Origin of the sequence: Rheinheimera baltica (assembly GCF_030731985.1) — a bacterium.
In the GTDB taxonomy this organism is placed as follows: domain Bacteria; phylum Pseudomonadota; class Gammaproteobacteria; order Enterobacterales; family Alteromonadaceae; genus Alishewanella; species Alishewanella baltica.
This window is the reverse complement of sequence record NZ_JAPJDY010000002.1, coordinates 562,361-578,356: the sequence shown is the minus strand read 5'-3', so window position 1 is coordinate 578,356 and position 15,996 is coordinate 562,361. Positions and strand designations below refer to the sequence as shown.

Here is a 15,996-nt window from a genome sequence, read left to right as displayed (position 1 = left end):
TTTACTCCTTAGCATGGGTTAGCTTGCGATAATTGCTTTACGGTCAATTTTGCCGTTTTTGTTGATTTGAAGATGGTCGGTGATGTGATACACCTCCGGCACCATGTAAGCTGGCAGGCGTTGGCTGAGCTGATTTTTTATCAAGGGGCCAGTTAGCTGGCTAGCCTGACAAGTCTGAACATACGCGGCTATTTGTTGTTCACCGGTTTCAAATTTTTCAGCCAGCACAATGGCTGCTTCCACACCGGATAGTTCCAACAAATGACTCTGAATTTCTTCAAGCGAAACGCGATAACCCTTTACTTTTACCTGCAAGTCTTTTCGGGCAATAAATTCAATTTCACCGTTTGCATTTTCTCGCACTAAGTCGCCTGTTCGGTAAAGCATTCCTGCGGCGATATTTGGGTCTTCAAAAAATGCCTTACAACCAGCGGGAGCATTAAGGTATCCCAGAGCTACCCCAGAACCTGAAGCAATCAGTTCTCCGTTTTGACCTGGCAAAACAGGATTGCCGAGCTCATCAAGAATATGGATTTGGGTGCCGGATATCGGTTTGCCTATAGGCACCTGCTGTTCAGGAATATTGCTAGCAGTCATGCGATGACAGCAGGTAAAAGTTGTATTTTCTGTTGGACCATAGCCGTTGATAACGACTAAATCGGCATAACGTTCCAGTACTTTTTTGATTGCCTGAGGATACAGAACGTCACCACCGGCCAGCAGGACTTTTAGTTGGGAGAAAGCCTTGTGAAAACGGTTTGCGATCAGATGGAACAGTGCTGCGGTTAACCACAGAATTGTCACCTTATTTTCGTGTAGCTCCTGAATGAATAAATTAGGATCCAGTACATCACCTGAGTAAAGTACGAGGGTGGCACCGTTCAACAGAGGCCCCCAAATTTCCAGTGTTGACGCATCAAACGACAGTGGGGCAAACTGAAAAAATACATCGTTGTGGCTGATATCCAGAAAAGCGTTGTTGCAGACGAGTCGAGTAACGGCGCGATGCGGAACGATAACGCCTTTAGGTTCACCAGTTGAGCCGGAGGTAAACATAATATAGCAAGGCGAATTTACTGATACTGCCCCTTGCTCAAGCACTCGTTGAGTTTTATCTGAAACGTGCAAATCACGGGGATCAATCCATTGACGATGTCCGGCAAGTAAATTACTGCATTCATGATCGGCGATGACAATATTCACTTCGGCTCGCTCAAGGCAAATCAACTGCCGGGGCAGCGGGTTTTCTTTGTCCAGTGGCAGATAGCAAGCACCGCATTTAAGTATGGCCAGTATACTGATGATGGCTTCAACAGAACGAGCTAACGACAGAGCGACAGCCTGACCTGGTTTTAAGCCAAGTTGTTGCAGACAGGCGGCAAGTTGATTAGCAAGCTGATCCAGCGCCTGATAGGTCAGGCTTTGCTCAGCCAGTTGAATAGCAACTTTATTGGGAAGGTGTGCTGCTTGCTGTTCAAAAACTTGGTGTACCAACAACGGAGGCAAATCAGCATGCATATTCAGGTTCCTCAATAAAGAAACTGCGCAAATTGGTCAAGGTAGAAGAGTAGCGACGCAGAATGCCATAGTGATCCCCCTCGGGTTCGCTAACCAGCGAAGCATCTGGAATGAGCTGCTGCATCAAACGGGCGCTGTACACATTTGTTTGTTGATCCTGCTCACCGGCGAGCAACAGCGTTTTGTTCATAACGCTGCAGGCAAGTTGATCAAATTGTGCTGCCCGGTAATTTACATAGTTCATTGCATAACGATGGAAGTAACATGGATCGGAAAATGGCAGCATAATATTGCAGTGCACCCCATCAACCGCATCACGTTCGACTGTGGAGATGCGCTGAAGGATAAATTCCGCCGTTGCCGGGTCTCTTGCGGCCATTGGTAGGACGCCGTCGATATCGCCGCCATATTGAGTCACCGCGTTGCGATCCGTTAACAATGCGAATTCACCATTCACGAGGGCTAACCGTCCTATGCGATCGCTTTGCATATTTGCAGCTGCAATTGCGATGCCCGCACCGGAGCAATATCCAACTAAATCAGTTTGCTGGATTTTAAGCGCATCCATCAGGGTGTACAAATCCTCAGCATGCTTTGCGACAGTGAGTTGTTCCGGTAAAACTTCAACCTGATGTGGTGCCAGAATTAACCTGGCTTGCCAGGTCAAAAGATTGTAGCGGTCGGCGAAGTGGCTAAAAAACTCCATCGCGGTATCGACTTTAAAGCCAAATGGCAGAATCAGCGTCAGCCATGGCTTTTGTGTAGAAATCCGAGATATCGCGTAAGTCAGTGTGACGTCATCGAATAATTGAGTTTTACAATTCATCATGAGCATATATCTTCATCAGCTAAGACCAGTAAACCACCCTTCAACTTAATTGGCGGCAGGGAATATTTCGCTCTAGTATGGAGATATTTATCTGAGGCGAAACTGAGAGATCTTATAGTCAGGCTCTAATGGTCAGACAGCCATAACGGGCTAAAAGTACATGACCTTTCATACCGAAAGGGTAAACCTGCAATAGGTTGATGCAGGTTAAAATTCGCGACTATTACTGCAGCACGATTCTTGTTTTAGACTAGCAACGAAAGTAAAAACATGTGTGGAGAAAAGGCAAAATAAAGACCATGTTGATTCAGATATGAACTGTCATCACCAGTTCTGCGCCAGGTTTTAGTAACTGAAAAAGTAGACCGTCGTCAAACACAATACCAACTTTGTCTCCCTGTGAAGTGTCGGGTTTTACGAACAAGGTTTGAATAGAGCCTGTTCTGACCTGATGACCATCGCTGATACTCACGCGACTACCAACATTCGTGTTGATAGCTTTTGGGCCTTTAAGCTGAAAAAAGATGGTTGGTTTGCTATCTTGCTGCAAAATGTAGCCTGTAACCTGGTTAGATGAAATTGGGTCGTACAAGTTGACTATAGGATAAAACACGCCGGATTTGGTAGCACGAACCATGATTGGTGTGCTGGACGTTAGCGTTGAAAATTTGTAAAGCACCTGGTCTTTTTCGACCCGGGAAATATTCTGTACCTGGTATTCGCTAACAGTACCAGTCTGCTTGATAAGCACTGGAACATAATTATCCAGCGTAACTTCAACCTGAACCTGGTACAGCTCGGAGCTAGGGTTTTGATAAGCGGCAAAGCCAGCAATAGACATGCATAACGCCATGGGTACAACAATTTTTGCCGGTTGAAGCATAGCGAATTAGCTCTCCAAAATATAGTCGACGTAGTGTGATGTCGGTGTAGCAATAGGGGTATTAAAACCTGAGCCTATGACCAACTGATCCAGTTCCATCAGAAATTTAATTTCTTCTCTGATTTGATTATTGTCTAAGGACTCTGCGCTCAGGTCGTGAGTATTCAATGGTTGATTAAGTTGCATAAAAAACTCTTTTGTCTCGAATTACACATGTAAAAGTTGTCCTTGCAGCAAGCATTTCGCAATAGCCTGTTGTCGGTTGACACTTTCGGTTTTGGTTATGCAGTTTGCCAAGTGAAAATTGACTGTGCTTTCAGTGATGCTCAGAATCAGACTGATTTCCCAGGAAGTTTTACCTTCAGATGCCCAGCGGATGCACTCTAACTCTCTTTTGCTAATCACCGCTGATTTCAGATCTGATACCCGTTGTGCCGCGTCATAAAAATAAGGCCCCAGAATTGACCAGTACCAGCCAATCTGTTTCAGATAAGTTTGTGTTTCGGCGTTAACTTGGATCATTAAACAGCCACTATTACTGGCACATCCTTTGAGTGGTAACAATAGGATCTGCTTATACTCCTGATGTTCGCTGGCAGAAATATCAAGCACATCACTGGCAGCAATTGCCCGGCAGTGGTTTGTGCAGTAGCGATATAGCCTACTGTTTGACGTCATCTTTGATTTGATTTTGTGCGGTATTTCACCAAAACTAACGACCTCCTGATTCATTGCTGACAAAGGGCGAAATAACAAAATACCGCACCAGTGGTAGCCATGTTCCAGAGGGAGTGCTTTTAGTAGCTCATTCAGCTTGTCGTCAGTTGGTATGTCTTCGATCGTCTGAATTAATGCTTCTAAACTTTTCATTATGCACTCCCTTCTGTAATCAGTTGTTTGGATTTATACATGGGCAGACATTATAGAAATCTGCACAGCTCCGGAGCTAATGTGCAAATGATTTGAATAACTGGTCTAGGTTCTTCAACAACAGGTTCAGTGGTAGACGCATCAACTGAGGTGCTGTCAGGTTGAGCGTATACATTAAAGCTTGAAGCAATAAATAATATTGCGATAGCTGCGATTTTGATTTGGGTACCAGAGTTACGTGGTTTCAAGTTTTGTTCCTTCATTGGTTGGGTTGTTAGTGGTTACTTTAAACAGGGGTTGTGAGGAAATGAAACAACTAAATGGTAACTTATTTGTGATTTATTAATAAACAATGCGTAACCATTGCTTTTTGTTCATAAATAAGAAACTATTTAGTTACAAATGAAGGGCGGTGATGATTTGCCAAACTAAGTGTAATCAACACTTTTCGACCGATGGAAGAGAGAGTGTAAGCTGAGTTTTATTTGCTGTGTTAGCACTTTGCGCTTTGCTGCACAAAAGCCTGAGTTGTCGGCGCTGTAGAAATAAGAATGAAGCGCTTAGGCGAGACTCTCAAATATGACGTGATCAATAATAGGCCATTAGAATTTTAGTATTGGCAGGCTGATGATTTTTCATAAGGATACGTTTGCCATATTTGTCGATGTCAAAACGTGGGTCATTGTGAATGGTATCGAGTTTATATTCTTTACGTTTACTTTTGACAAAGTCATAGATGTTAAAAAAAGTATTATTGCTATCGAATTTGGTCCAGTACAGGCTGTTACCCCGGACAAACCAGCGGGTATTTAAATCGATCGACAATTCAATTCCTAATGAAGTTAAATTCTGCTCAGAGCTGTTGTAAAAATACACCTTGTCAGATTTATCCGCCAAGATGTAACCATCAGGTATTTCTCTTGCGGATCGGAATCCACTCATCAGTAATGAATTGGATTTGTCAGCAATATTGTAGGTATTAATAACCCAGTCATCAGACGTTTTATCACCGTATAGTACTTGCGTATAATCACTTGAGAATGCTGCATCTTCCGCAAGAAATTGTTTTCCGCCGGTTATATAACTTATTTCATTTGTTTTCGTGTCCAGTAATGCCAACACATTGTCTAGCTTGGCTAGAATTAACCGCCCATGATTAGCAACCTGATAAATTTCCAGTGATGCTGATGTTTTTAGATGAATCGTTTCAGTGGTGCCCTGTAGCGTACTAATAACATTGGTCTGGTTATCTGTTTTGTAAATCAACATGCTGCCCTCTTCTTCGACATAGAACATTTGCTGGATCTGCTTGTCGGTTGAGATAATATGCTGACTTTCGGCGTTGAAGTTAGGTAAGTCCATTTGGGAAAAATAGTTGGCAGCAGGAGGTTCACTGAGTAACAACATTTTATTATCAGTGGACATGGCCAAAGATCTGACTTTGGCATTGGTGTTATTATTGTCAAATAGCAGGGTTTTGCTTCGTGTTGCCAAATCAATTTTGTAAACACCCACTTCATCAAGAATTATCAGCGAGTTGTTGTCATACCATACAAGCTGAAAGATAGCTTTGTCATGATGAAATCGTGTCAAAATTCGTTGTGTTAGCCTGTTTTTGACCGAAACTTGTTGTTCACCCAGCTTACCCATGACGGTTACAAAGGCAAGCTGCTGGCTATCAGCTGACACTGCCACCTTATTGTCATGAAAGTCATCGTTCAGTTTGTGATTTATGGTTTGGTATCGATTAGTGGTGAAATTGTAATAGTAAAGCTGACTTGAGTCGTTAATCGATTTCAAACCGTTAAAGTACAAACCCGAACCATCCTTAACTACCGCTACGTCAGAAAGAAAATAAAAATTGTTCACCAGAGTTTGTGGTAACGCCGCCGTTGTTTCAAGGGCGAGTTGATTCAGCGAAGATGCTCCAGCCTGAATATCAATGTAATAAAGTGTGTTGCCATCTCCGGAAAAATCGAATTTCAGCACATTGTTGGCGGTATTAGTAATTTGTTCGACTTTACTGTCTCCCTGACGTTTCAGAAAGATCTGGAAACCTGAAAATCCGGGGATGCGCGCAGTAAATGCCACTTTTTCGGCATTTTCGGTTGCTGCAATAAAATTTTTTTCCCCCAGGTATTCAAACATTGCTTCAGTATGCACGGTCGATACATTATCTGACATATTTGTCAGTACGCTCAGCCAGATTAACGAGAGTCCGAGCAACACAGCGGCGATTATGATCCAACTTTTAGGACTAAGGCTGAAAGCGGAGGGAGACGGTTCGAATAACTCGCTTTTCGGTACATGTGCAATATTATTAAGTTTAATGACATCGCAGATAAGCTTGTAACCACGTTTGGAAACAGATTTGATAAAGGTCGGATTTTTGCTGTCATCCCCGAGAATAATGCGAAGTTTACTGACAGCTCTGCGCACAGCAGCATCACTGACCATACTGCCATTCCAAACCTGATCATGTAGTTCTTGAGTTACAATGTAGCGTTCGTTATTTTGACAAAAATAGACTAGCACATCAAAAACCTTTGGCTCAATAGTAAGTTCCGTTCCATCAAGCGTAATGGTCTTATCTTTTGGCGATACTAAAAAAGCACCTATCTGATAGCAGTGGTCCTCTGCTTGCAAAACTCCAGAGGGGGTCTTCTCTTGGAGATACTGTGCTGATTGAAACTCTGACATAAAACCGGATTTCCTCTTTTCCTCAATATAGTAATCCCCGTTTACACAGACAACTTCCGATTAAAAGCCTGCCAAACATAAATGTCCAGCTAGGTTTTGATTTTTGTTGAAACGGAACTTCATGACCCAGAAGTATCATAGAGGATTTGACGTCTATGTCTATAGATGTGCTGTTGTTCACTGTGAAAAGTTGTTTTAAATCAGTGGTCGAACCAGTCATTGCATAGTTGTATCAGGTTATAGCGATCCATAAACCAGAGTCTGTACTCCCCAACCTTTGCGTTGGAAATAGCCATAAATTATCTGACCTGAACGGCAGTCAGCACTCAGCGTTTGGCATAGTACCATCTCAATTTTTCCTGTCTTCGGATCGAGATGCAGAATTTCTGCAGCTTCAAATCCGAAATAGTCACCGACGAATGGATAGAGTGCTTTGAACAGACTTTCTTTTGCTGAAAAAGTAATAGTTAGTGCCTGTTCTATGCTGAACCCGGTTGCCTGTAGCCGTTTGTGTTCGGCCGGTGAAACAATGTTGTTGCAAATGTCAGTTGCAACTGTTGTGGTTAGCCAGTTTTCCAAATCTAATCCCAGATACAAACGATCTGCAGCATGAATGGCCGCGCAGGCGGCAATTCTGTCCGTATGAGAAATGGACCCTATCACCTGGCAGGGCCAAATTGGTGCCCGGTTTTTGCCCACTAGGATCTGCCTCTGGCTTAAGCCAAGTTGCGCCAAACTTTTTCTTGCAGCATGACGGCCGGCGAGAAATTCTGCCTGACGCTTTGGTGCTGCTTGTTGTATAGATTGACAAAAGGTGTGGCCTAACAAGGAGTATAGATTTGATGAGTAAACGTCGGGATTAAAATGCATTAAGGTCAAGCTGATATTGTTACCAAACCAGCTATGTTGAGCCGACCTAAAGAATGGCGTGTGAGGGAGCATCTTGTGGTTAGCCTGTCTGCCTCATCTTAGCTGTGCTGGCAGACAATACGTTTTCGAGTACCTGATTGACCACGTATAACACGGCTGCCCGGTTTTGTTCAACAAAAAAGTGATTACCTTCAATCATATGTATTTTACCTGGCGCGCTAGTTAATTGATTCCAAGCAGCCAACATTTCTGTGGTGACATCGTGATCCTGAGTGCCTCCCAAAATGGTAAAGGGACATTCAATCGGACTAGCGTCCGGAATATAGGTATCTGCTATTTTAAAATCGGCACGAATTAAGGGCGTTAACATTGCCATCAACTCTTTGTTCTGTAAAACCTCGACAGGTGTACCCTGCAGTTTTTCTAGTTTGGCAATAAATTCGGCTTCCGGCAGGTTATACAGTGGCAAATGCTCGACTGGCAAATGAGGTGCTCCACTTCCTGAAACGATAACGTGGCTGGGGGGGCGGTTTCTTTGCCGACACATGTTGGCTGCAAATTCATAAGCCACTTTGCTGCCGAGGCTGTGTCCAAACAAAACATAAGGTAATTGGGTGAAGCAGGTAGATTGATTTAGCAAGGCTTCTATCATCTGGTGCATATCCGATATTGCCGGCTCTGCAATACGGGTTGCCCTGCCGGGCAACTGTAAAGCGACTAATTCAACTTGATAATGAAGTTTTTCAGCCCATGCCAAATAGGTCCCGGCGTTCCCTCCGGCATAAGGAAAACAAAATAAACGAAGTCTGGCATTTGGATTGGGTTTGGGGATAAGGAACCAATTATTTCCCATGCTATTAAGCCTCTTTCTTTGGGTCTGTGGTATTGGGTTAAAATCTCCGGGTAGCAAATCTAGCAGCCAGCGATGACGCTGTATGCTGGTAAAATTAATAGGCTCTATGGTCAGCAGTGTTTTGTACAAATGTAACACGCGTAGTAACAAAGCAACGCTTTGTGCGAGTTGAGCGTGCAGCAGCTTTAGCTGCAAGGGGGAATAGTCCGGTGAGGGTTAACATGAAAGCAGAGCTTGAAATGGTGGCCCCAGCTGGACTCGAACCAGCGACCGATCGATTATGAGTCGAGCGCTCTAACCAACTGAGCTATGGGGCCACGTTGCTTAATTGATTGCAGACGCAATACTAAGCGGCAGGCAGTATAAAAACTTTTGCCGGCTTTGTCATCCGGCTTGTTACGCTAAGTGTGGTAATTGCTGTTTTTTTGAGCTTTATGCCGCATAAATAACAAAGGCGCCGAAGGGCGCCTTTGTTTTTCAGCAACTAAACGACAAAACCTTACTCGTCTAGGAAGCTTTTTAATACTTCTGAACGTGAAGGGTGGCGCAGTTTACGTAGCGCTTTGGCTTCGATTTGACGAATACGCTCACGTGTTACGTCAAACTGTTTGCCCACTTCTTCTAACGTATGGTCGGTGTTCATGTCGATACCGAAGCGCATACGCAGTACTTTTGCTTCACGAGCAGTTAAACCCGCCAGTACTTCGTTAGTGGCATTTTTCAAACTTTCCATCGTTGCAGAGTCCAGCGGTGACTCACCGGTGGCATCTTCGATAAAATCACCTAAGTGCGAATCTTCATCATCACCAATAGGGGTTTCCATCGAAATAGGCTCTTTAGCAATTTTCAGCACCTTACGGATTTTATCTTCTGGCATTTGCATGCGTTCTGATAATTCTTCTGGTGATGGCTCGCGGCCCATTTCCTGCAGCATTTGCCGTGAAATACGGTTTAGCTTGTTGATGGTTTCAATCATGTGTACCGGGATACGGATTGTACGGGCCTGATCTGCGATTGAACGCGTGATTGCCTGACGGATCCACCACGTAGCGTAAGTTGAAAACTTATAACCACGACGGTATTCAAACTTATCTACCGCTTTCATCAAACCGATATTACCTTCCTGAATTAAATCAAGGAATTGTAAGCCACGGTTAGTGTATTTTTTCGCAATAGAGATAACCAAACGTAAGTTTGCCTCAACCATCTCTTTTTTCGCCCGGCGTGCTTTCGCTTCACCAATCGACATACGACGGTTGATATCTTTAATTTTAAAAATGCTTAAGCCGGTTTCTTCTTCAACTTTTTTCAGTTTTTCGATGCTGCGCACCAAATCTTCCTGCATTTCTTGCAGTTTCGAAGAATAAGGCTTATTGGCAGCAATTTCGGCTGATAACCAGGCGGTAGAAGTTTCAAAACCGGTAAAAGCTTTAACGAAGTTTTTCTTCGGCATCTTGGCGTATTCAACGCAGTGTTTCATCACTATGCGTTCTTGCACTCGAACCCGGTCCATCATTTCGCGCATGTTTTTAACTAAGCGATCGAATTGTTTTGGTACCAGGCGGAAGCAGCGGAATACTTCGCTCAGTTTTTCAATTTCTTCTTTGGTGGTGGCGTGCTCACGACCATTTTTAACGATAGAGTTACGAGTAACCTCGTACTGAGAACGTAATTCACCGAATTTTTCCCGCGCCATTTCTGGATCCGGACCGGTGTCAGCTTCGTCTGAATCACCGTCACCATCTTCGTCGTCGTCTGAATCGTCGTCGTCATCCATTTGGTCTTCTGGTACATCAGAACCAATGTGGCTGCCGGCTACAGGAGCTTCGTCGATTTCGTTAGGGTCAATAAACGCAGTGACAATGTCGCTTAAGCGAATTTCTTCAGCTTCATACTTATCCCACTGCTCCAGTAAGTAAGTAATGGCTTCCGGGTATTCGGCCACAGAACTTTGTACGGTATTAATACCTTCTTCTATCCGTTTGGCGATATCAATTTCGCCCTCACGGGTTAGTAGTTCGACTGTGCCCATTTCCCGCATATACATTCGAACCGGGTCGGTAGTACGCCCCAGCTCTTTGTCTACACTAACCAGAGCCTGTGCTGCTTCTTCAACAGCATCTTCGTCTGTGGTGGCATCAGCCATAATCAGATCATCGGCATCCGGGGCACTTTCAAATACCTGGATCCCCATGTCGTTGATCATGCGGATAATGTCTTCTATCTGATCAGAATCGATAATGTCTTGCGGTAGGTGATCATTCACCTCAGCAAAGGTTAAATAACCTTGCTCTTTACCTTTGATGATCAGGAGTTTTAACTGCGACTGAGGATTTTGCTCCATAGAGACTTATCTTCCACCAATTTGATTAATGTAAAATTGCGAACTAGCGATTATAACAAAGCGCGGCTTTTCTAGCCAGTCGCATTAGGTCGCAAGCTTTGGTTTTTTGCTTTTTAATGCCTGTAATAGCAATTTATACTCATGCCATTCGGCTTTTGTTAACTGTTGTAGCTTATCTTTTCGTTCCAACGCTTCTAGTCGTTGTTGTAAATATTGGTCTTCTATTGAGTGAAACGTATCCACAAATTCTTGCGATAGCTGTTCTGGCTCAATTTGATGATCCCATGCTGCCAGTGTCATTAAAATGCTGTGTTCGGGTAAATCTCGCCATTGTTCCAGCAATTGTGCTGTGGTTAAGCCCGGTTGCTTAAGTAAGCGTTGCTGCAAACTAAGTAACAAACCAATGCCCGGAATATCTGCATCAGCGAGCTCTGGCGCGTCAGGCATCACATTAGCTAAATTGGGGTACTGCAACAATAAACCAATAGCACGGCGCATAGGTGTTATTTTCATCGTTGCCGGTTTCACCCGATTACTTGCCCGGTTTACTGCATTTTTGGTGCGTTCCCGCGGTTTACCCAACAAATTAGCCAGCTTGTCTGTTAAACTCTCCCGATAAAATTCGCTTGGGATTTGTTTGATCAATTCTGCGGCTTTTACCGATAATGCCGATTTTCCTGCATCGGTATTAGGATTGTATTCTTGAACTAAATGTTCAAAAAAATATTGATTTAATGGCACTGCTGCTGCAATGCGTTGTAAAAAAGTGTCTTTACCTTCTTTTTGAACCAGTGAGTCCGGGTCTTCGCCGTCGGGTAAAAAGACAAAATTTAGCTCTACGCCATCTTTTAACTGCGGCAAAGCACTTTGCAGTGCGCGCCATGCAGCGTCACGACCTGCGCGGTCACCGTCGTAACAACACACCACTTTGGGTGTAAACCGAAACAACGTATGCATATGATCAGAGGTTGTTGCGGTACCAAGACAAGCCACGGCAAAGCGAATGTCCTGTTCGGCCAATGCGACGACATCCATATAGCCTTCAACCACTAATACCTGTTCCAAATGCCCGGGTTGCTGGCGAGCTTCGTACAGGCCATAAAGTTCGCGGCCTTTATGAAACAGCCGGCTTTCCGGTGAATTGAGGTACTTAGGCGTACCGTCACCTAAAACTCTGCCACCAAAGGCAATAACCCGGCCGCGTTTATCCCGGATAGGAAACATTAAACGGTCGCGAAAAAAGTCGTACTCGCGGCCATTGTCGTTGCGGTTTATCAACCGAAGCTCAACCAGTTGCTCGCGCAATGGTTTGTTATTCGCAGGGCTTAAGCGCTTCAGTAAATTATCCCAGCCATCAGGCGCATAGCCAATGGCAAAATCACTGAGGGTTTTTGCGCTAAGGCCACGTTTCGCGACATATTGTTGCACGGCGGCGGCATTGCTATGGGTTTGTAGCTGTTGTTGATAAAACTCTGCTGCTTGCTGCATTAGGTTGTAATCATCAGCTTGTGCTGCAGGGCGAGCGTTGCCTACGCCTTGTTCTCGTGGTACTTCAAGATGATGCTGTTGAGCCAGTTCTTCTATCGCTTCAACGAATTCTAACTGTTCAAACTCCATCATAAAACTGATGGCGTTACCATGCGCACCACAACCAAAGCAGTGATAAAACTGTTTATCCGGACTAACGGTAAAAGACGGTGATTTTTCGCTGTGGAACGGGCAACAGGCGGCGTAATTTCTACCGGCTTTTTTTAGCGGTACGCGCTGGTCAATCAGTTCGACGATGTCAGTACGAGCCAACAACTCATCGATAAACTGTCTGGGTATTTGTCCTGCCACCTTTTTCCTTCGGCGTTATTCAGAAAAAGACAAACCGTGCCTTGCGGGCACGGTATGCAGATGTCGACTTGCGATATTATCTTGGGCTTTTCAATGCTAGTGTTTTATCACCAGCAGATAGCACCAATGTCGCTAAGCAGGTACGTTAAGCGACTAGCGCTTAGTACAGCTTGATGCGACGTGCGTTTTCGCGAGACAGCTTCTTAGCATGACGCTTAACTGCTGCTGCTTTTTTACGCTTACGGATCCAGGTTGGCTTCTCGTAGAATTCTTTTGCGCGAACATCAGCTAAAACACCAGCTTTTTCGCATGAGCGCTTGAAACGACGTAATGCTACGTCAAACGGTTCGTTTTCTTTTACTTTAACAACAGGCATTAAATTCTCACCTCAGGGCCAAATTGGTTATCTCTGAACCAATACGATTAAAAATGGTGCGGCATTTTACGCAAAAAGACAGGGCGATGTAAAGCAGTTCTGCGATCTAAATCCGATCCTCTGGCTCTGCACGCGTTGAGCCGGTACAATGACCGCCATTTTAGCGGATTTGAGACACAGATGCGAGTTTTAGGTATAGAAACATCCTGCGATGAAACCGGTATTGCGGTGTATGACGGCGAGCAGGGGTTATTAAGCCATGTATTGTATAGCCAGATCCCATTGCATGCTGATTACGGCGGTGTGGTGCCGGAATTGGCCTCGCGTGATCATATTCGTAAAACCATTCCGTTAATTAAACAAGCATTGGCCGAGGCTGGTTGTGATGCTGCCAGCATTGATGGTGTGGCGTACACGGCAGGGCCGGGGTTAGCCGGTGCACTGTTGGTGGGGGCCGCTATTGGGCGTTCACTGGCGCTGGCCTGGAATAAACCGGCCTTGGCAGTGCATCATATGGAAGGCCATTTATTGGCACCGATGCTGGAGGCCAATCCGCCACAATTTCCGTTTTTAGCGTTGTTAGTGTCGGGCGGGCATACCCAGTTGGTGGCTGTAGAAGGCATTGGCCGTTATGAACTGCTGGGCGAGTCGATAGACGATGCTGCCGGTGAAGCCTTTGATAAAACGGCAAAACTCATGGGGTTGGATTACCCTGGCGGGCCTTTACTGGCGAAGTTGGCTGTACAGGGTGATAGCAAAAAATATAAATTTCCACGGCCAATGACCGACAGACCTGGATTGGATTTTAGCTTTAGTGGGTTAAAAACCTCTGCCGCAAATGTTATTGCCAAAGCCGGTAACACTGAGCAAGTGCAGGCAGATATTGCCGCGTCTTTCCAACAAGCCGTGGTTGATACGTTGGTAATTAAATGCGATAGGGCATTGCAGCAAACCGGGTATACCCGCTTGGTCATTGCCGGCGGTGTTAGTGCTAATACGTCGTTACGCGAGCAACTGGCCACCTTATTAAAGCGTTATGGTGGTGAGGTATATTACCCGCGGAAAGAGTTTTGTACTGACAACGGTGCCATGATTGCACTGGCGGGCTATTATCGTTTAGCGGCTGGCCAGCAGCAGGATTTAACTATTGGGGTGACACCCCGCTGGCCAATGCAGGATTTGCCATCAATTTAATGGCTAGAATGGGTAGGTAGGAGTAATGCGTCGGTTGCAACTCCTGCCCTCATTCTTGTGCTTTTGTTCAGACACTCTGTGGCGCTCAGCTCGTGATTACAACCTCGCTTTCTCGTTTTCCCAGCTATTGCCTAATCTTACTCGCGAATACGCTTGGTTTTATCCCATACTTTGCTTTCTTTACCTCGCCATAAACGGACAACGTTTTCGCGGTGGCGCAAAATAATTAAAATGCTTAGCATGAGCACCGGTACGGTATACAGCGGTTTAATAAACCAGGTAAAAACCGGCGCTAACATCACCGTTAAAATAGCCGCCAGCGACGAGTAACCGCTCAATGCGACAATAATTAACCAACTGGCAATTAGCAAACCGGCTAAATCTAAGCCGATTGGCATCATAGTGCCAAATGCTGTTGCAACGGCCTTACCGCCTTTAAAACCAAAAAATATTGGGAAAATGTGGCCAACGCAGGCGCAGATTGCAATTAAGCCAAGAAATAACGGATCGATTTTTAAAAAGTAAGAGCCCCAAACGGGGATTGTGCCTTTTAAAATATCAAAAACTAGCACCATGATGGCCGGCAACTTGCCACCAAGACGTAACACATTGGTTGCACCGGGGTTGCCAGAGCCATGATTACGAGGATCGGGTAAGCGAAATAGCTTGCTGACCAGCACTGCCGACGAAACGGAGCCACATAGGTAGGCTGTCAGCATCATAATTCCAATCAGCGGGGTCATTAAGGCGGTTCCTCAGCACCAGTTTTTACGTTAAGATTGCAGCCTGATTCAAGGCCAGCAGAGTATAGGGTTTTCGCGGTTTTACCTATCCGACCAGCCTACCTGAAACGAGAAATAACGCAATGCGGATGTAACTGAATGGACATAGTTTTTATAAAACAGCTACAAGTTGATACCGTTATCGGTGTTTACGACTGGGAAAAAGTTATTCAGCAACGTTTATTCCTTGATCTGGCATTAACAAGTGACCAACGTGATGCCGCGGCTAACGATGATATAAAGCTGACGCTGGATTACGCGGTCATTGCAGAAAAAGTTATCAAACTTATTACAGCACAACCGATAGAGCTGATAGAGACAGTCGCCGAGCGTGTGGCGCAGATGTTACTGGACGACTTTGCAACCAGCTCGGTGGATATCACGGTAAGTAAACCTGGTGCGGTGCCTCAAGCGCAAACAGTGGGCGTGCGTATTGTGCGGAGCCGCAGTTAATGGCGCAGATTTATATCAGCCTTGGTAGTAACAAAAACCGGCATTTTCATATTCAGGCGGCAGTCAGTGCCCTTAGCCAATACTTTGGCCCATTAACGTTGTCGTCGGTATACGAAAGCGAAGCGGTAGGTTTTGCCGGTGATCCGTTTTACAACATGGTTGCAGCGGCAAATACGGATTTAGCCATAGCAGACTGTGTGACCTTATTTAAACAAATTGAAGACAGTTACGGGCGTGATCGCACAGCCGCTAAGTTTAGTGGCCGCACCTTAGATTTAGATTTATTAACCTATGATGACGTCATTTGTCAGCAGCCTGTTGAATTACCGCGTGCTGAAATCACTGAGAATGCGTTTGTACTGTGGCCTTTGGCTGAAATAGCACCAGAGGTGGTACATCCGCTTACCGGCCAGACCTACAGCAGTTTATGGCAGCAATATAACAAGCAACAAAAACTATGGCCGGTGCCATTTAACTGGGAGTAA

General features: G+C 44.9%; 15 protein-coding genes and 1 tRNA gene. 3 read left to right on the top strand and 13 right to left on the bottom strand.

What is annotated here, in order from left to right:
• Positions 1–18: 18 nt before the first annotated feature.
• The 12 genes from ORJ00_RS05480 to rpsU all read right to left on the bottom strand — a co-directional run bounded on the left by ORJ00_RS05480 (position 19) and on the right by rpsU (position 13,082).
• A complete protein-coding gene (locus tag ORJ00_RS05480) occupies positions 19–1,518 on the bottom strand; it encodes an amino acid adenylation domain-containing protein (protein ID WP_306139219.1) in 1,500 nt (499 codons plus the stop codon).
• Complete coding sequence (locus ORJ00_RS05475; RefSeq protein WP_306139218.1) at positions 1,508–2,347, bottom strand: alpha/beta fold hydrolase; 840 nt, start codon at positions 2,345–2,347, stop codon at positions 1,508–1,510. Before ORJ00_RS05475 ends, ORJ00_RS05480 begins: the two co-directional genes overlap by 11 nt.
• 307 nt (positions 2,348–2,654) lie before the next feature.
• A complete protein-coding gene (locus ORJ00_RS05470) occupies positions 2,655–3,230 on the bottom strand; it encodes a hypothetical protein (protein ID WP_306139217.1) in 576 nt (191 codons plus the stop codon).
• Positions 3,231–3,236: 6 nt separating this feature from the next.
• Positions 3,237–3,416, bottom strand: a complete 180-nt coding sequence (locus tag ORJ00_RS05465) for a hypothetical protein (protein ID WP_306139216.1) — start codon at positions 3,414–3,416, stop codon at positions 3,237–3,239.
• 21 nt (positions 3,417–3,437) lie between these two features.
• Positions 3,438–4,100, bottom strand: a complete 663-nt coding sequence (locus ORJ00_RS05460) for a helix-turn-helix transcriptional regulator (protein ID WP_306139214.1) — start codon at positions 4,098–4,100, stop codon at positions 3,438–3,440.
• Positions 4,101–4,688: 588 nt separating this feature from the next.
• A complete protein-coding gene (locus ORJ00_RS05455; protein WP_306139213.1) occupies positions 4,689–6,800 on the bottom strand; it encodes a winged helix-turn-helix domain-containing protein in 2,112 nt (703 codons plus the stop codon).
• Between the two features lie 237 nt (positions 6,801–7,037).
• On the bottom strand, positions 7,038–7,670 hold the full coding sequence (locus ORJ00_RS05450; RefSeq protein WP_306139212.1) for a 4'-phosphopantetheinyl transferase family protein: 633 nt from the start codon (positions 7,668–7,670) through the stop codon (positions 7,038–7,040).
• Positions 7,671–7,749: 79 nt separating this feature from the next.
• On the bottom strand, positions 7,750–8,718 hold the full coding sequence (locus ORJ00_RS05445) for a thioesterase II family protein (RefSeq protein ID WP_306139211.1): 969 nt from the start codon (positions 8,716–8,718) through the stop codon (positions 7,750–7,752).
• Between the two features lie 45 nt (positions 8,719–8,763).
• Positions 8,764–8,840 (bottom strand) — tRNA-Ile (locus ORJ00_RS05440).
• A 182-nt stretch (positions 8,841–9,022) separates the two neighbouring features.
• Positions 9,023–10,867 (bottom strand): RNA polymerase sigma factor RpoD, encoded by a 1,845-nt coding sequence (rpoD, locus tag ORJ00_RS05435; protein WP_027671380.1) that lies wholly within the window; start codon positions 10,865–10,867, stop codon positions 9,023–9,025.
• A gap of 84 nt (positions 10,868–10,951) precedes the next feature.
• Entirely contained in the window at positions 10,952–12,706 is a 1,755-nt protein-coding gene (dnaG, locus tag ORJ00_RS05430) for a DNA primase (RefSeq protein ID WP_027671379.1), read from the bottom strand.
• Positions 12,707–12,866: 160 nt separating this feature from the next.
• On the bottom strand, positions 12,867–13,082 hold the full coding sequence (rpsU, locus tag ORJ00_RS05425) for a 30S ribosomal protein S21 (protein WP_027671378.1): 216 nt from the start codon (positions 13,080–13,082) through the stop codon (positions 12,867–12,869).
• Positions 13,083–13,262: 180 nt separating this feature from the next.
• Here rpsU and tsaD point away from each other — a divergent pair, with 180 nt between their 5' ends.
• The gene (gene tsaD, locus ORJ00_RS05420; protein ID WP_306139209.1) at positions 13,263–14,276 is read left to right on the top strand and encodes a tRNA (adenosine(37)-N6)-threonylcarbamoyltransferase complex transferase subunit TsaD; all 1,014 of its coding nucleotides are present in this window, start codon (positions 13,263–13,265) and stop codon (positions 14,274–14,276) included.
• A 137-nt stretch (positions 14,277–14,413) separates the two neighbouring features.
• On the opposite strand, the gene plsY is transcribed toward tsaD, so the two are convergent.
• Positions 14,414–15,019 (bottom strand): glycerol-3-phosphate 1-O-acyltransferase PlsY, encoded by a 606-nt coding sequence (gene plsY / locus ORJ00_RS05415; RefSeq protein ID WP_305977038.1) that lies wholly within the window; start codon positions 15,017–15,019, stop codon positions 14,414–14,416.
• Between the two features lie 138 nt (positions 15,020–15,157).
• On the opposite strand from plsY, the gene folB reads away from it, so the two are divergent.
• Together folB and folK are read left to right on the top strand one after the other, a co-directional pair.
• On the top strand, positions 15,158–15,511 hold the full coding sequence (gene folB / locus ORJ00_RS05410; RefSeq protein WP_027671375.1) for a dihydroneopterin aldolase: 354 nt from the start codon (positions 15,158–15,160) through the stop codon (positions 15,509–15,511).
• On the top strand, positions 15,511–15,996 hold the full coding sequence (gene folK / locus ORJ00_RS05405) for a 2-amino-4-hydroxy-6-hydroxymethyldihydropteridine diphosphokinase (protein ID WP_027671374.1): 486 nt from the start codon (positions 15,511–15,513) through the stop codon (positions 15,994–15,996). The genes folB and folK overlap by 1 nt, the downstream gene beginning before the upstream one ends.

Coding starts and splice junctions, on each gene's coding strand:
- ORJ00_RS05480 (WP_306139219.1), bottom strand. CDS start 1,518: ATGCATGCTGATTTGCCTCCGTTGTTGGTACACCAAGTTTTTGAACAG.
- ORJ00_RS05475 (WP_306139218.1), bottom strand. CDS start 2,347: ATGATGAATTGTAAAACTCAATTATTCGATGACGTCACACTGACTTAC.
- ORJ00_RS05470 (WP_306139217.1), bottom strand. CDS start 3,230: ATGCTTCAACCGGCAAAAATTGTTGTACCCATGGCGTTATGCATGTCT.
- ORJ00_RS05465 (WP_306139216.1), bottom strand. CDS start 3,416: ATGCAACTTAATCAACCATTGAATACTCACGACCTGAGCGCAGAGTCC.
- ORJ00_RS05460 (WP_306139214.1), bottom strand. CDS start 4,100: ATGAAAAGTTTAGAAGCATTAATTCAGACGATCGAAGACATACCAACT.
- ORJ00_RS05455 (WP_306139213.1), bottom strand. CDS start 6,800: ATGTCAGAGTTTCAATCAGCACAGTATCTCCAAGAGAAGACCCCCTCT.
- ORJ00_RS05450 (WP_306139212.1), bottom strand. CDS start 7,670: ATGCATTTTAATCCCGACGTTTACTCATCAAATCTATACTCCTTGTTA.
- rpoD (WP_027671380.1), bottom strand. CDS start 10,867: ATGGAGCAAAATCCTCAGTCGCAGTTAAAACTCCTGATCATCAAAGGT.
- rpsU (WP_027671378.1), bottom strand. CDS start 13,082: ATGCCTGTTGTTAAAGTAAAAGAAAACGAACCGTTTGACGTAGCATTA.
- tsaD (WP_306139209.1), top strand. CDS start 13,263: ATGCGAGTTTTAGGTATAGAAACATCCTGCGATGAAACCGGTATTGCG.
- plsY (WP_305977038.1), bottom strand. CDS start 15,019: ATGACCCCGCTGATTGGAATTATGATGCTGACAGCCTACCTATGTGGC.
- folB (WP_027671375.1), top strand. CDS start 15,158: ATGGACATAGTTTTTATAAAACAGCTACAAGTTGATACCGTTATCGGT.
- folK (WP_027671374.1), top strand. CDS start 15,511: ATGGCGCAGATTTATATCAGCCTTGGTAGTAACAAAAACCGGCATTTT.